Raw genomic sequence first — 14,186 nt, forward strand, 5'->3', positions numbered from 1 at the left:
CCCCTCCTCACTCGGCCGGGTCCCGCTCGACCGTGGCCCCGCGAACGACGTACCGGACGCCGTCCTCGTACCCGGGGTCGGGCTCCACGGTCCACCCCTCGACCCGGGCGAGCGCGCGGACGTTCGGCAGCGACATGCCCGCGTCGGCGCTCGGCTCGGCGCTCTCGTACTCGAAGAGGAGCGCCGCCTCGTCGCCGTCGGTCGCGGCGAACCGGCCGTCGTCCGCGATCGCGAACCCGTCGTCGGTCAGGGAGACGGTCACCGCCGTCGCGCCGTTGAACGCGGCGAACGCGAGCGCGTTCTTGAACACCTGCTTGAGGCGCGTCGGGGTCGCGAGCACCCGACCGCTCCCCTCGACGGTCACCGCGACGTCGGCGTCGGCGGCGGACTCCGCGTCGGCCACCGCCGCCTCGAAGTCGACGAGCGACGGCTCGTCGAAGTCGCGGGCGTGGCGCACCAGCGTGTGGAGGTCCTCGACGACGCCGCCGATCCGGCCGACGCGGCGGCGCGCGACCGCGACCGACTCGGCCGCGCCCTCGGCGTCGTCGTCGGCGAGCCGCTCCGCCGCGTCCGCGAGGTAGCCGTCGGCGACGGCGACGGAGTTCCGCAGCTCGTGGGCGATCGCGCCCGCCATGTCGCCGAGCTGTTCCTCGTGGCGTTCGAGCCGGTCGCGCTGTCGCTCGATGGCGGTCACGTCCTGCACGAGCAGCGCCCAGCCGAACTCCGCCCCGCCGACGGAGAGCGACTCGCTCGTGACGCAGTAGGTCCGCTCGTCGCCGCCGGCGTCGACGACGTCGACGAGGACGGGGGCCTCCTCGCGGTACGCGTCGGCGACGGGCGGCGAGACCTCCTCGACGCGGGTCGCGCCGTCCGCGATCGCGGGGAACAGCTCCGCGGCCCGCTCGTTGTGATCGCGGAGCCGGCCGTCGGCGTCGAGGACGAGGACGCCGCCGGCGGTGCGCTCGACGAACGAGCGCGTCGCCGTGCGCTCGACGGCGAGGAAGGTGTCCTCCACGAGGTAGACGGTCCCGACCGCGAAGACGGCGACGCCGAGCGGTTCGTAGCTCAGCGACGGCAACAGGGACGGCGCCGCCTGGGCGACCGCGTTCGGAACGACCGGGAGCCCCGTCGCCGCGAACAGCCCGGCGAGCGTCCACGACGAGTGCTCCGACTCCCGGAAGAGCCGGTACAGGAGGTAGAAGCCGACGAGCGAGAGCGCGTACGCGAGGGCGAGCGACCCCCAGTACAGCGCCCCCTCGTCGATGAGGAGGCGGCGGACGGGGTCGGTGCGGAACGACGCGTCGAAGTACCGGCCGTGGATCGGGTTCGTGAGCTTCGCCGCGACGACGGCGACGTAGACCGCGAGGCCCGCTCGCCGGTACGCCGACCGGCGGTGGTAGTCCCGGCCGGCGTACGCGGAGGCGAAGTACAGCCAGGCGAACGGCGTGGCGAAGCCGACGATGAGCGCGAGGACGTACAGCGCGACCGCCGTCGGCTCCCGGCCCGCGAGCAGCACCCCGGCCTGGAGGAGCCCCCAGACGCCGACGAGGACCAGGAGCCAGCGGAGCCCGCGCCTGGCGTCGTCGTTCCGCAGGCGAGACCCGTGAAGGGCGGCGACGAAACAGGCCGCAGCCGAGAGCGCGAACAGGCCGACGAGCCACCACGAGGCCGCCATCTATCGAGGTGACCCACGTCCGATACCCACTTAGTTTGGTCGCCTAACTCGGGGACGACTGGCGGACGAGGGACAGTCGACTGACACGTCGCGGGCGACGTGCCGGCTCACGCGGCGTCCGCGCGTCGGACCCACTCGCGGAGCGTGAACCCCTCGTAGTCCGTCTCGTCGGCCACGCGCCACTCCGACTCGTCCCACGCCGGGAACCGGGTGTCGCCCTCGTAGGCGCCGTCGACGTGGCTGAGGACCATCCGGTCGATCCGGGGCTGGAACAGCTCGTAGACCGTCCCGCCGCCGAGGACGTAGACGGCCGGCTCGGGCGCGTCGCCGAGCGACCCCGTCCCGGCGGGCGCCGCTTCCCCGGCGACACGGTCGACCGATCCGGCGTCGACGCCCTCGCCGACGAGCTCGCGGGCGAGGTCGATCGCCGCGTCGACGCCGTCGGCGACGACCGCGGTCGGCTCGTCCACCGCGTCGACGCTGCGGCTCACGACGATCTGCCGGCGGCCGGGGAGGTCGCCGCGCATCGACTCGAAGGTCCGACGGCCTAAGATCACCGGCGAGCCGGCGACGCGGGCGCGGTACTGACGCACGTCCTCGGGGAGGTCCGGCCACGGGACGCCGCCGTCGTTCCCGATCACCCGGTTCTCCGCGAGCGCGGCGACGCTGACGAGTTGCACGGGAGCGATACGGGCGGGAGCGATAAAAAGGCCGTCGCGGTCACTCGGCGAGTCCGAGCAGGTCGAACGGGGAGCCGTTGTCGGCCTCGTCGGCCTGCTCGTAGACGACGCGGGCGGCCGCGACGTCCTGGATCGCGAGGCCGGTGGAGTCGAAGACGGTGACGCCCGTGACGCCCGCCCCGCCCGTCGCGGGGCCGTTTCCGCCGGCGTCGACCCCGGCCCGACCCGAGCGGGCGCCGACGACGATCTCGCCGATCTCGCCGTAGATATCGTCGTCGGTGAGCGTCCCCGCCGCGTAGGGGACATTGATCTCGCCGGAGTGGGTGCACTGCTCGCGGTCGTCGATGACGATCGTCGCGTCGAGCAGGAGCTCGTCCGCCAGCTCGTGTTTCCCCGCCGCGTCGGCGCCCATCGCGTTGACGTGGGTGTGCTCGCCCACGTCGCCGGGGCCGACGATCGGGTCCTCGACGGGCGTCACCGTCGAGAGGATATCGCAGTGGCCGGCCTCCGAAACGGAGCCCGCCCGGACGTCGAACCGGTCGCCGAAGGCGTCGATGAAGTCGGCGACGCGCTCCTCGTCGAGGTCGCTCACGACGACCTCCTCGACGTCGCGCACCTCGGCGATGGCCTCCAGCTGCGTGTACGACTGGACGCCCGCGCCGACGATCCCGAGCGAGGTCGCGTCGGGGACGGCGAGGTGGTCGGTGGCGACCGCGGCGGCCGCGCCCGTTCGCTTCATGGTGAGCGTCGTGCCGTCGAGGATCGCCAGCGGGAACGCCGTCTCGGGGTCGGAGTAGATCATCGTCCCCATCACGGTCGGGAGGCCGTGGTCGGCGGGGTTGTTCGGGTGCGCGTTCACCCACTTGATCCCGGCCGCGTCCCACCCCTCGCCGTCGGCCGTCTCCTCGGCGGTGTCCGCCTCGCGCACGTCGAGGTAGGCGGGCATCGACCGGAAGTCGCCGTCGTACTCCGGGAGGTCGATGTACGACTTCGCCGGCATCTTCGCGTTCCCGCGCTCGTAGGCCGTGAACGCGCCGCGCACCGCGTCGATGACCCGGTCCATGCGAGCGTTCTCGTCGACGTCGTCGGCGTTCAGAAGCAGCGTCTGCATGCCGCGAGTTTTGCCGGTGGGGTACTTGAACCCTGCTGGATCGACGGCGGGCACGGGGGCGATCGGTGTGACCGGCCACCGCGGTGGCGCGTGCCGCCGAGGCCGCCTGGCGGCCGAGGGGCACGCGCGAGGGAGTCGCGAGGGAGCGGGCGACCGGCGGGAGCCCCGACCGAGCGACGAGGCTGGGGAGGCGTGAGGCTGCGGTGCGGAGCGGTTGGGTGGGACTCAAAGGGGCAGCCGCGAGGACGAAGCACGGCGACGGAAGCACCGCAGCGAGCAACGCGAGCGAGGAGCGCACCGAGCCGCGCGAGTCCTCGCGGCTGGGGCTTTGGAGGTGTTCTCTATATCACCGACAGCAACGATTTATAAGCGAGCGGCTGGGGCTTTGGAGCTCCTCGTCGTCGAGTCGCCGACCACGTACTACCGAGCGGCTGGGGCTTCGGCGATGCTCACCGCCGATCTGCCAGCCACAATTATATATAACCGAACTCCGAGATTCACCGCTCCACCTGTTCGTCGCACCACCTACAGCACGAACTGCACGACGGTGTAGATGCCGAAGCCCAGCCCCAGCGACCCGACGAGCGAGCCGACCCACGCGAGTACCGTGTACCCCATCTTCGCCCGGCTCACGCCCGCGTCGCCGGCGGCGTAGCCGGCGCCGACGATCGCGGAGACGATGATCTCGTTGAACGACACCGGGATCCCGAACGCGACCGCGGTCTGGGCGATCGCGAACGAGGGGATGAGCGCCGAGATCGACCGCCGCGGCCCCATCGAGGCGTAGTCCTGCGAGATCGCCTTGATCATCCGCGGCGCGCCGGTCCAGGACCCGGCCAGCAGCCCGACTCCGCCCCCGACGAGCAGCGCCCACAGCGGGATCCCGGCGTCGCCGACGAACAGGGGCACGAGCGGCCCGATCGCCAGCCCGACCTGCGACCCGCCGGCGGAGAACGCGACGAGCCCCCCCATCGCCAGCAGGAACCGCCGCTGGGCCCCCTCGCGGTCGCGGCCGAGGTCGAGGTACACCGCGACGGTGACGACCGCGGCCACCGCGGCCGTGACGAGGGGCGTGCCGACCGCGCCGACCCCGAGCCCGGGCCCGATCGCCTGCGAGAGCGACGCCTGCTCGCCCGGGGGGCCGAGCAGCGCGAACCCGACGTTCGCGACGATCGCGCCGACGAGACCCGCGAGCGCCGCGGTGAGCGGTCGCTCGGGGAGGCGCTCGCCGATCAGCGAGCGCGCCACGACGTAGGCGATCCCGCCGCCGACGAACGGGGTGAGCACCCACAGCGTGAGGATCTCTGTGTACTTCGGCCACGCGGGGTCGCCGCCCATCGCGAGGCCCACGCCGACCACCGCGCCGGTGACGGTGAAGGCGGTCGCGATCGGGTACCCGGCGAACACGCCGACCGCGACGAGCCCGGCGGCGGTGACCAGCGCGACGATGGCCGCGCCGGCGGTGAGCGTGACGCCGCCGATCAGCTCCGTGCCGACCGCCTCGGTCACGTTCGCGCCCTGCAGGACGGCGCCGAGCAGCCCGAGGACGCCCACGATCAGCCCGGCGCGCATCACGGAGATGGCGTTCGCCCCGACGGCCGGCGCGAACGGGGTGGACCCCGAGGAGCCGGCGCCGATCGACCACGCCATGAACATGCTCGCCGCGCCGGCGACGCCGAGGGTGAGAACGGTGACGACGACCATTACCGCTGGCCGTCCTCGTACCCCTCGCGGAGCCCGGTCAGCGTGCGCCGGACGAGGAGGAACCCGAAGAAGAAGAGCCCGAGCAGACCGACGAGAATAACCACGAACAGCGGTTCGACCGAGAGCATACAGTCGAATCCGTCGGCACGGTGTTAGGCGTTTCGGGACTCCCGTCCGCCGGCGGGCGGTGACTAAAGCGCGTGTTTGTCCCTAAGCTAGGTATAAGCTATCTCCGGCGTAACGTACGGACGCGACCCCCGCTTCGGCCCTCTCCCCCGCGATCGCTCCGCGTCGATCGGGCCGGTCCCCGCCGATCGCTCCCCCCTGCCCTCCCCCTGCTTTCCCCCCTCCCCATCCCCGGTCGTTCCGGCCCGCCGGCGCGGCTCGGCCCGCGGGGCGTCGCGTCCCGCCCGCTCTCCCCCCCCCTTCTCCCGCGGGCGGTACTTCTCACGGCCCGATCCGAAACCGCTCGAAGACCTCCCCGTCCGGCGTGACGAGTCGCCCGTCGAGCGCGGTCTCGCTCCCGTCGCGCCCGTCGGTCTCGCCCCCTCCGTCCCCGTCCGCATCCACCTCGGTCGCCGGCTCCAGTTCGGCGTGTCCCGGTCGGTTCCCTCGCGGCTGTGCGTGGCTCCCGGGGTTCAGGATCGGGAGGTCGCCCGAGTCGTCGAACCGCGGGCGGTGGCTGTGCCCGCAGATCACGGCGTCGGCGTCGCGTCCCCGACCGAGCATGACCAGTCCCGTGTCCCCGCTGCGGTGGCGGTGGGTGACGGCGAACCGCACGCCCGCGTACTCGACCGTCCGGACCTCCGAGAGGCGGTCGCGGATCGCGGCGTCGTCGTTGTTGCCGTACACCCCGCGTAGCGTCCGCGCCGCCGACTCGAAGGCGTCGAGCACCGGTTCGCGGTAGAAGTCGCCGGCGTGGACGACGAGGTCGGCCTCGCGGACCGCCTCCGCGGTGCGCCCCTGCAGCTTCGACTCCTCGCGTGCGTGCGTGTCGGAGACGACGACGAGCATACCCGCAGTCCGTGCGCGCCCGGCTTAAGAAGCGCGCCCGGGACGAGTACTCGAATGTGCCGGGGCGGTGGCGCGTGCCTGCGAGCGGCCCGCTGGCCGCGAGCAGCACGCGCGAGGGAGCCGGTGAGCGCTCGGTGAGCGCTCGGAGAGCGCGAACCGCGAGGTTGGGGTGGTGTGAGGTGCGGTCGCTGTGCGGTGCGGGGTGGGACTCAAAGGGGCAGCAGGGAGGCGGACGCAGGCGACGTAAGCACCGCAAGGAGTGAGCGGAGCGAACGACTGAGGAGCGCAGCGAGCGTGCGTCCGCCTCCCGGCTGGGGCTTTGGAGGTGTACCCAGTCGATTCTCAATCGTCATCATATCGCCGAACGACCGGAGCTTCGGAGACGGTCTGCCCGCCGCTGCTACCGTCGGTCTGTGATAAATAACTGCGATCGTACGCCGCGAACGAACCGAGACTTCGATCGTAACTGACCTATTCCTCTAACGAAAGCGACGCGAGCAGCGACTCCAGTTGCACCTGCTCGTTGGCGCCCTCGGCGATCCGGTAGTCGGCCTCGCCGATCCGCTCCATCAGCGCGACCGCCTCGCGCTCGCTCAGGTCGAACTCCCAGACGGAGCGGTGGAGCTGGTCGATCACGTCGCCGCCGGCCATCCCCGTCTCCGTGAGCAGCGTGTCCAGGGTCGCCCGCGCCCGCGAGAAGTCGCCCTCCAGCGCGTTCGTCACCATCGACTCGATCTCCTCGGGCCGCGCGGTCGCCGTGATCGCGTACACCGCCTCCTCGTCGACGACGTCGCCGGTCGTCGCCGCCGCCTGCAGCGAGTTGATCGCGCGTCGCATGTCGCCGTCGGCGGCGTACACGAGCGCGTCGACGCCTTCGTCGGTCACCTCGATCCCCTCCGCCGCGGCGATCTCGCGGGTCTGCGCGGCGACGGCCGCGTCCGAGAGCGGCGAGAAGCGGAAGACGGCGCAGCGCGACTGGATCGGGTCGATGATCTTCGACGAGTAGTTACACGAGAGGATGAAGCGGGTGTTGTCGGAGAACTGTTCCATCGTGCGGCGTAATGCTGACTGAGCGTCATCAGTAAGCGAGTCCGCCTCATCGAGGAACACGATCCGGAAATCGCCGCCGAACGACGAGCGCGCGAATCCCTTGATCCGGTCGCGCACCACGTCGATACCGCGCTGGTCGGAGGCGTTGAGCTCGAGGAAGTTGCCGCGCCAGTTGTCCTCGCCGTACACCTGCCGGGCGATGGCGGTGGCCGCGGTCGTCTTCCCGGTACCGGCAGGCCCCCCGAAGAGCAGGTGGGGGATGTCGTCCTGCTCGATGTAGCTTTCGAGCCGCTCGACGATCTCCTCCTGGCCGTGGATGTCGTCGAGCGACTGCGGCCGGTACTTCTCGATCCAGATCTCCCGGCCGGTCGCGGTCGCAGCCGTCTGCTCGTCGGCCTCGCTCATGGCGGATCGGAAGGTCGGCGGGGTGATAAACGAACCGAGAACGGGGCGCGGGCGGGACCGGGTCCCGGCCGTCGGCTCGGGCGAGTCAGTCGACGCGGTCTCAGGCGAACTCGTCGATGAGCTCGGGGACGACCTCGAACAGGTCCCCGACGACGCCGTAGTCGGCGATGTCGAAGATGGGCGCGTTCGGGTCGGTGTTGACCGCGATGATGGTGTCCGACCCCTTCATGCCGGCGACGTGCTGGACCGCGCCGGAGATGCCGACGGCGATGTACACGTCGGGGGTGACGACCTTTCCGCTCTGGCCGACCTGCCGGTTCTTCGGGAGCCAGCCGTTGTCGACGATCGGCCGGGAGGCGGACAGCGTCGCGCCGAGCGCGTCGGCGAGCTCCTCGACGAGCTCCAAGTTCTCCTCCTCCTCGATCCCGCGCCCGACCGAGACGAGCACGTCGGCGTCGGCGATGTCGACGTCGCCGCCGCCGACCTCCTCGAAGCCGGTGACGCGCGCGCCGGACTCGGGCAGCTCAACGTCGACCGACTCGATCGCCGCGTCGCCGACGCCCTCCGCGGGCGCCCACTCGCCGCCGCGGACCGTGAGCACGTGGCGGTCGCCGTCGACGTCGACCGTCGTCTCCACCTTCGAGCCGTACATCTCGCGGGTGACGGTCAGGCCGCCGTCGTGCTCGAACCCGATCGCGTCCGTCACCAGCGGGAGGTCGCGGTCCTCGGCCACCGCGGGGACGTAGTCGAGGCCGTTGACCGAGTTCGGCGCCACGACCGTCCCGGCGTCCGTGCGGTCGAGCAGGGCTCCGACCGCCGCCTGGTAGACGTTGTGGTCGAACTCTTCCCCGTTCTCGACGGCGTGGATCGCGTCCACACCCTCGCGGTTCAGGTCCTCGGTGAAGCCGTCCACGTCCCCGCCGATAACGGCGACGTGGAGGTCGCCGCCGCGCGCGTCGGCGAGCTCGCGGCCGGCCGTGATCGCCTCGTAGGAGACGTCGCGGAGCTCCCCGCGGCGGTGCTCGGCGACGACGAGCACGCTCATCACGCGCCCACCCCCTTGTCACGCAGCACCTCGGCGAGGCGTCCCGCGGCCTCGCCGGCGTCGCCCTCGATCATCTCGGCGTCCGACTCGCTCTCCGGCTCGTACATCGAGGTGATCGTCAGCGCGCTCTCGACGTCCGCGGCGGTCAGCCCGAGGTCGGACAGCTCCTTCGCGTCGATCTCCTTGCGCTGCGCCTGCCGGATGCCGCGCAGGCTCGCGTAGCGCGGCTCGTTGATCCCCGTCTGCACGGTCAACACGGCGGGGAGGTCGACGTCGGTGAGCTCCTCGACGCCGCCTTCCAGCTCGCGGCGGACGTGCGCGACGCCGGCGTCCGCGTCGACTTCGAGGTCGTTGACGACCGCGGCGTGCTCGAAGTCGATCCGCTCGGCGAGCGCGACCCCGGTCGCGCCGAATCCCGTGTCGGCGGCCTGGACCCCGCCCAGCACGAGGTCCGGCTCCTCGGCCTCGACGACGGCCTCGATCGTCGAGACCTTCGCGGCCACGTCGGCGAACCCCTCCTCGAAGGCGTCGTCCCAGACGCGTACGGCGCGGTCCGCCCCCTTCGCGAGCGCCATCCGGATCGTCTCCTCCGCCCGCTCCGGGCCGACGGTGACGGTGACGACCTCGTCGGCGACGCCGGCCTCCGCCAGCTGCACCGCGGCCTCGACGGCGTAGTCGTCCCACTCGTTGAGGTCGTACTCGAGGTCCGACTCCGCGATGTCGGTCCCCTCGATCGCGAAGTCGTCGTCCGCCTCCGCGACCTCTTTGACTGTCACTAGAACCTTCATGATCGTTACTCCGTCGCTCGCCCTGTAAGGGTTTTCGAAACGCCTCACTCGCCGCGAGGAGTTGGCTCCGGACGGGCCTCGCCGCCTACCGCGTTCGGGATCCGGGGCCCCTTCACCGCCCGGCGCGGTCGTCGTCCGCCGTCCCGCTCTCTCCGTCCGCCGACTCGTCGTCGCCGTCCGGAAGCGAGATCAGGTTCTCGCGGCCCAGGCGGAGCTTCTCGATCCGTCCCCCGTCGGCCATCTCCGACAGGAGCTGCGAGACCTTCGCGTCGGACCAGCCGGTCTCGGAGACGATGTCGGCCTGCCGCATCCGTCCGCCGTTCTCCGTGAGAAGCCGCTCGACGCGCTCCTCGTCCGAGAGCAGCGAGAGGTCCTCCTCGGGCTCCGACTCCGCGGACCCGTCGGGATCCCCCTCGGCGTCCGGCGGCCCGACCGCCCCGCCGTTCGGGCCGGCTCCCTCACCCGTCTCCCGGAAGGCGCCCTCGCCGTTTCCGTTCGCGCCGTTCGCGCCGTTCGCGCCGGCTGCGTCCGTCACGTCGTCCCCATTGGTCTCTATCCGCCGGTAGCCGACGACGCTCCCCGCGATGAGCAGCGCGGCGACGACGATCGCGGCGGTGAGCATCTCCCACGGGGGGCCCACGGGCCCCGTCGACGCGTACACGACGGCGACTCGCTCGCCCTCGGCGAACGTGCGCGGCCCCTCGATTATCACGGCGTTGTCGCGGAGCGGGACGGTGGCGCCGGGGGTCCCGGTGACGGTGTACCGCTCCGGGGTCGCCACCTCCAGCGTCTGTCCCTCGCCGAGCGACCGGAGCCACGTCCCCTCAGGGGTCGTCAGCGCGTCGCCCAGCACGAGGTCGTCGCCGTCGGTCCCGAGGAACTCCGTCCAGACGAACGTCAGTCGGAGCTCGCCGACGGCGACGGTCCCGTCGTCGGCGACGTCGAACTCGGACGGATCCTCGTGGACGATCACTTCGCGGTTGACGGCCCGGATCCGCATCGTCCGGTCGACGGTCCGGCTCGCCTCCCGCGCGAACCCCTCGAACAGCGCGGGGGTCGGGCCGACCTCGCCGTCGCGGAACCGCTCGCCGGCGCTCCGGAACGCCCCGACCTCCGTCTCGTCGGCCAGCGCGTACCTGACGGACACCTCCCACCGCGCGTCGCGGTCCGGCGTCGGTTCGATCCGGATCCGGGTCGCCGTGTTCGGGTCGAAGTCGGAGTCGATCTGCGCGGCGGGGCCCGCGGTCGTCCCGAGGGCCTCCGCCGACGGCGCTTCGGCGGTCTGCGCTCCGTGCGAGGCCGACGGGTCGAGCGGAGACGCCGCCGGGGACGCGACCGCGCCCCCGGCGACCGGCGCCGCGACGCCGCCGACGAGGAGGAGGGCGAACAGCGAGACGAGGAGGACGCGAAGGGGATTCCGCATGCACGTCTGTCCTCTCGTGGACCGGGCAAAACGCTTTCCATAGTCGGTTTGTGGGCGGGAAACGTCCGTTCGGTCATCCGAAGCGTCGCAGACCGACCCGGCGCCGCCGGGCCGTGCGGGGCCGTTGAGGTGGATTTTTTATATCAGGGGTCGAACCATCGAACGATGAGAGCCCTCCCTATCGTCGTCGCGGTCCTGCTGCTGGTCGTCCCGGTCGCAGGGACGACGTCCCCCGCTTTCGGGTCCGACTCCACGGCGATCGCCGAGGTCCCCGGCTCGATTCCGGTCGATGCCGCCGACCCGATCGAGCCGCCGCGGCTCCCGAACGACCCCTCGCAGGTCGACGAGCCGAACCTCACGTTCCGAACGCTCTCCGCGCCGGCCGGCGCCGACTCCCGGGTCGCCAGCGCTCCCCGCGGCGCGAACCTCGGTCCCGCGCTCTCCTTCTCGGTCGCGGACGCCGAGGCCGCCGTGGAGACCGCGGCGGTCGTCGACCGGATCGAGAGCGCCGAGACGAACGCGGAGCGGCGTCGACTCATCCTCGCGGCGCTCGATCGCGTCGAACGCGGCGAGGAGCGCCTCCACGGCCGCCAGTCGGACGCGTTCAGGGCGCACGCCTCCGGGAACCTCTCCGACCGGGAGTTCCTCAACGAGCTCGTCCGCATCTCCGCCATCGCCGAAGAGTACGACCGGCGGCTCGAAGAGATCGACGCGCTCGCGGAAGCGACCGACGGCTTCAGCTCCCCGACTCGGCTCGACGAGCTCCAGGTCGCGATTCAGGTGTACGAGGGGCCCGTCCGCGACCTCGCGCTCGCGACCGCCAGCGGCGAGGTCTCTGCGGCCGAGATTCATATCGAATCGACCCCGAACTCGGTCACGCTGGCGACGATCGTCGACGGCCAGTACGTCCGCGAGACGTTCCGGAACGACCGCTGGGACCGCGGCGGCGGCCCGATAAGCAACGACGCCGCGATCGAGGTAACGTCCGAGTCGTACCCCGAGACGGCGGCGCTCCGGGCGCCCGACGCGTTCGGGGTCGGCTCCGTCCAGCGGATCACCGTCCCGCACGAGTACGGGATCCTCCGCACCTTCGTCAGCGGCGGAACGCGGGAGGTGTTCGTCGAGCACCAGCGGATCGACCTCGACGCCTTCCCCGACGCCGAGCGCGTCTCCGAGACCGGCGACGGGTTCACCGTCACCGTCGACCGGAGCTACGTCGGCGGACCGGTGACCGTGACCGTCCTCGACGAGGAGACCGGCGAGCCGGAGCCCGACGTCACCGTCACGAAAAGCGTCGGTGACAGCGACAGCAGAGCGATCGGCACCACGAACGACGACGGCGTCGTCCGGACGCTCTCGCCGGCGGGGTCGTACCGCATCACCGTCGTCGACGAGCCCCGCGTCGTCGTCGTCGACGGTCTCGGGCCGATCCCGACGCCGCGGCCCGTCGACGAGGGGTAGCGCGGCACACGAACCGCGGGCGTCCGCCGTCCGGAACCGCGGGTTCCCGGCCTATCGGAACCCGGCACTGGCCTCTTGTCGGTCCCGCGACGACCCCCGACTATGCGCCTCCGCGGTCGGCCCCTCTCGCACTGGCTGCTCCTCGCCGCGCTCGGCCAGCTCGCGGCGCGTGCGGCCGTCGGCGGCGTCGCGCTCGTCGTCGACCCCTCCGGCGGCCTCGTGAACGCGTCGCCGGCTCCGCTCGCCGCGACCCCCGTCGACGACTTCCTACTCCCCGGCGTCCTCCTCCTCCTGCTGTTCGGCGTTTGTCCGCTCGTCGCCGGCTACGGGGTCAACGCGGGTCGCTCGTGGGGGCGAGCCACGGCCGTCGCCGTCGGCGTCGCGCTGGCGATCTGGGTCGGCGTCGAGACGGTCCTTGGGTTCGCCCGCCCGACACGGGGGCTGAACCTCGCCACCGCAGTCGCGGTGGCGGCGCTCGCCGCGGTTCCGCTCGCCCGGTCCTGACGTTTTTATCGGATACCGCGACCAGTCGCGCCGTGCTCTCCGACAGCTTACCGCCGCCGTCGCGCTCGCCGCCGCGTCGAAAGACCGACGCGGACGCCCGCCGCTCCGCCCGCGCGCTCGCCCCGGTCGCCGGCGTCCTCCTGCTCGCGATCACGGTCGTCCTCGCGGGCGGCGTCGTCACCGTCGCGCTCGGCGCTCCCGCCGAGCCCGTCGAGCCCGCCCCGACGGCGTCGCTGTCGCTGTCGGCGACCGACGACCGGATCGCGGTCACGCACCGCGGCGGCGACGCCCTCGACGCGAGCGAGCTCGACGTCCGCGTCACCGTCGACGGTGAGCCCCTCGCCCGCCAGCCGCCGGTGCCGTTCTTCTCCGCGGCGGGGTTCCGGCCGGGACCGACCGGCGCGTTCAACGCCGCCAGCGGCGGCGACTGGCGTGTCGGCGGGGAGGCGTCGTTCCGCGTCGCGGGGACGAACGACCCCGTCCTCGAACCGGGCCGCGCGGTCGCCGTCGAGATCTCCGTCGACGGGCGGCCGGTCGCGGCGTTAGAGACGGTCGTCGAACCGAGATGAACGACGGCGAAGCGAAGGAACCGAGCGCGTCGACCCGTCGCGCGCTACTCCCCGGGAACGCGAGCGACCGTCGTGATCGCTCGGGGGCTCCGCGGGGTCGCCCGCTGGATGTGGTGTTCGAACTCCTCGTAGCCCGCCGCCTCGAACATCCGGTCGGCCTCGTCCTCGTCGTAGAAGAGCATGATCGCGTCGGCGACCCGCTGGAGGACGCGGTTGCGCGGGTAGTCGGGGCCGACGACGAGCACCTGTCCGCCCGGCCTGGCGACGCGGCGCAGCTCTCGGAGCCCCTCGACGGGGTTCGGCCAGTACTCGATCGAGCCGGACGACCAGACGACGTCGAACGCGTCGTCGCGGAAGGGGAGCCGCTCGGCGTCGCCGCGGTAGAAGTTCACCAGGTCGCGCTTCCCGAACTTCTCGAACGCCTTCTCCATCTGGTGGACGCTCTGGTCGAGCCCGTGCACGTCGTCGGCGTGTTCCAGCAGTCCCTCGGTGCCGAACCCGGTGCCGCACCCGACGTCGAGCACCCTCGGATCGTCGCCGAACTCCAGCCAGGAGAGCGCCTCGGAACGCATCTCCTCGTTCCAGTTGAAGCGGTTGACCCGGTCGTACACCTTCGAGAGGTACTTGTAGAACAGGCGGGCGTTCGACTTGTCCTCGAGGATCCCCATTTACCGTTCCGTTGGGTCGCCCGCCCCATAACGACACGGATCCGCCCCGCGGCGGCGTCGATATGGCGGGGTATCGACGGGACGACACC

General features: G+C 72.0%; 14 protein-coding genes. 3 read left to right on the forward strand and 11 right to left on the reverse strand.

Annotated elements, in window-relative coordinates; all coding sequences use genetic code 11:
- Positions 1 to 7 precede the first annotated feature (7 nt).
- The 10 genes from NO900_RS16755 to NO900_RS16800 form a co-directional block, all read right to left on the reverse strand.
- Positions 8 to 1,675, reverse strand: a complete 1,668-nt coding sequence (locus NO900_RS16755) for a histidine kinase N-terminal 7TM domain-containing protein (protein ID WP_256409097.1) — start codon at positions 1,673 to 1,675, stop codon at positions 8 to 10.
- A gap of 107 nt (positions 1,676 to 1,782) precedes the next feature.
- Positions 1,783 to 2,355, reverse strand: a complete 573-nt coding sequence (locus NO900_RS16760) for a dihydrofolate reductase (protein ID WP_256409098.1) — start codon at positions 2,353 to 2,355, stop codon at positions 1,783 to 1,785.
- A gap of 40 nt (positions 2,356 to 2,395) precedes the next feature.
- Positions 2,396 to 3,466 carry an ornithine cyclodeaminase family protein gene (locus NO900_RS16765; RefSeq protein WP_256409099.1) on the reverse strand — a complete coding sequence of 357 codons (1,071 nt, stop codon included), beginning with the start codon at positions 3,464 to 3,466 and terminating at the stop codon, positions 2,396 to 2,398.
- Between the two features lie 525 nt (positions 3,467 to 3,991).
- The gene (locus NO900_RS16770; RefSeq protein WP_256409100.1) at positions 3,992 to 5,170 is read right to left on the reverse strand and encodes an inorganic phosphate transporter; all 1,179 of its coding nucleotides are present in this window, start codon (positions 5,168 to 5,170) and stop codon (positions 3,992 to 3,994) included.
- Positions 5,170 to 5,298 (reverse strand): DUF7859 family protein, encoded by a 129-nt coding sequence (locus NO900_RS16775; RefSeq protein WP_255310142.1) that lies wholly within the window; start codon positions 5,296 to 5,298, stop codon positions 5,170 to 5,172. The genes NO900_RS16770 and NO900_RS16775 overlap by 1 nt, the downstream gene beginning before the upstream one ends.
- 319 nt (positions 5,299 to 5,617) lie before the next feature.
- On the reverse strand, positions 5,618 to 6,184 hold the full coding sequence (locus NO900_RS16780) for a metallophosphoesterase (RefSeq protein WP_256409101.1): 567 nt from the start codon (positions 6,182 to 6,184) through the stop codon (positions 5,618 to 5,620).
- Between the two features lie 471 nt (positions 6,185 to 6,655).
- A complete protein-coding gene (locus NO900_RS16785; protein WP_256409102.1) occupies positions 6,656 to 7,639 on the reverse strand; it encodes a replication factor C small subunit in 984 nt (327 codons plus the stop codon).
- Positions 7,640 to 7,739: 100 nt separating this feature from the next.
- A complete protein-coding gene (locus tag NO900_RS16790; RefSeq protein ID WP_256409103.1) occupies positions 7,740 to 8,687 on the reverse strand; it encodes an electron transfer flavoprotein subunit alpha/FixB family protein in 948 nt (315 codons plus the stop codon).
- Positions 8,684 to 9,472 carry an electron transfer flavoprotein subunit beta/FixA family protein gene (locus tag NO900_RS16795; protein ID WP_256409104.1) on the reverse strand — a complete coding sequence of 263 codons (789 nt, stop codon included), beginning with the start codon at positions 9,470 to 9,472 and terminating at the stop codon, positions 8,684 to 8,686. The genes NO900_RS16790 and NO900_RS16795 overlap by 4 nt, the downstream gene beginning before the upstream one ends.
- 112 nt (positions 9,473 to 9,584) lie before the next feature.
- Positions 9,585 to 10,895, reverse strand: coding sequence for a helix-turn-helix transcriptional regulator (locus NO900_RS16800; protein ID WP_256409106.1), 1,311 nt, complete (start codon positions 10,893 to 10,895; stop codon positions 9,585 to 9,587).
- A gap of 165 nt (positions 10,896 to 11,060) precedes the next feature.
- On the opposite strand from NO900_RS16800, the gene NO900_RS16805 reads away from it, so the two are divergent.
- The 3 genes from NO900_RS16805 (at position 11,061) to NO900_RS16815 (ending at position 13,429) form a co-directional block, all read left to right on the forward strand.
- The gene (locus NO900_RS16805; RefSeq protein WP_256409107.1) at positions 11,061 to 12,356 is read left to right on the forward strand and encodes a DUF7094 domain-containing protein; all 1,296 of its coding nucleotides are present in this window, start codon (positions 11,061 to 11,063) and stop codon (positions 12,354 to 12,356) included.
- A 102-nt stretch (positions 12,357 to 12,458) separates the two neighbouring features.
- On the forward strand, positions 12,459 to 12,860 hold the full coding sequence (locus tag NO900_RS16810) for a hypothetical protein (RefSeq protein WP_256409108.1): 402 nt from the start codon (positions 12,459 to 12,461) through the stop codon (positions 12,858 to 12,860).
- Between the two features lie 32 nt (positions 12,861 to 12,892).
- Positions 12,893 to 13,429, forward strand: coding sequence for a type IV pilin N-terminal domain-containing protein (locus NO900_RS16815; RefSeq protein ID WP_256409109.1), 537 nt, complete (start codon positions 12,893 to 12,895; stop codon positions 13,427 to 13,429).
- A 44-nt stretch (positions 13,430 to 13,473) separates the two neighbouring features.
- Here NO900_RS16815 and NO900_RS16820 read toward each other — a convergent pair whose 3' ends face one another.
- Complete coding sequence (locus NO900_RS16820) at positions 13,474 to 14,097, reverse strand: methyltransferase domain-containing protein (RefSeq protein WP_256409110.1); 624 nt, start codon at positions 14,095 to 14,097, stop codon at positions 13,474 to 13,476.
- Positions 14,098 to 14,186: the final 89 nt, after the last annotated feature.

The sequence above is a fragment of the Halorubrum rutilum genome, assembly GCF_024494565.1.

Bases quoted from the DNA above. Each gene is read 5' to 3' on its own strand.
- NO900_RS16755 (WP_256409097.1), bottom strand. From the start codon at position 1,675: ATGGCGGCCTCGTGGTGGCTCGTCGGCCTGTTCGCGCTCTCGGCTGCG.
- NO900_RS16765 (WP_256409099.1), bottom strand. From the start codon at position 3,466: ATGCAGACGCTGCTTCTGAACGCCGACGACGTCGACGAGAACGCTCGC.
- NO900_RS16770 (WP_256409100.1), bottom strand. From the start codon at position 5,170: ATGGTCGTCGTCACCGTTCTCACCCTCGGCGTCGCCGGCGCGGCGAGC.
- NO900_RS16775 (WP_255310142.1), bottom strand. From the start codon at position 5,298: ATGCTCTCGGTCGAACCGCTGTTCGTGGTTATTCTCGTCGGTCTGCTC.
- NO900_RS16780 (WP_256409101.1), bottom strand. From the start codon at position 6,184: ATGCTCGTCGTCGTCTCCGACACGCACGCACGCGAGGAGTCGAAGCTG.
- NO900_RS16785 (WP_256409102.1), bottom strand. From the start codon at position 7,639: ATGAGCGAGGCCGACGAGCAGACGGCTGCGACCGCGACCGGCCGGGAG.
- NO900_RS16795 (WP_256409104.1), bottom strand. From the start codon at position 9,472: ATGAAGGTTCTAGTGACAGTCAAAGAGGTCGCGGAGGCGGACGACGAC.
- NO900_RS16800 (WP_256409106.1), bottom strand. From the start codon at position 10,895: ATGCGGAATCCCCTTCGCGTCCTCCTCGTCTCGCTGTTCGCCCTCCTC.
- NO900_RS16805 (WP_256409107.1), top strand. From the start codon at position 11,061: ATGAGAGCCCTCCCTATCGTCGTCGCGGTCCTGCTGCTGGTCGTCCCG.
- NO900_RS16810 (WP_256409108.1), top strand. From the start codon at position 12,459: ATGCGCCTCCGCGGTCGGCCCCTCTCGCACTGGCTGCTCCTCGCCGCG.
- NO900_RS16820 (WP_256409110.1), bottom strand. From the start codon at position 14,097: ATGGGGATCCTCGAGGACAAGTCGAACGCCCGCCTGTTCTACAAGTAC.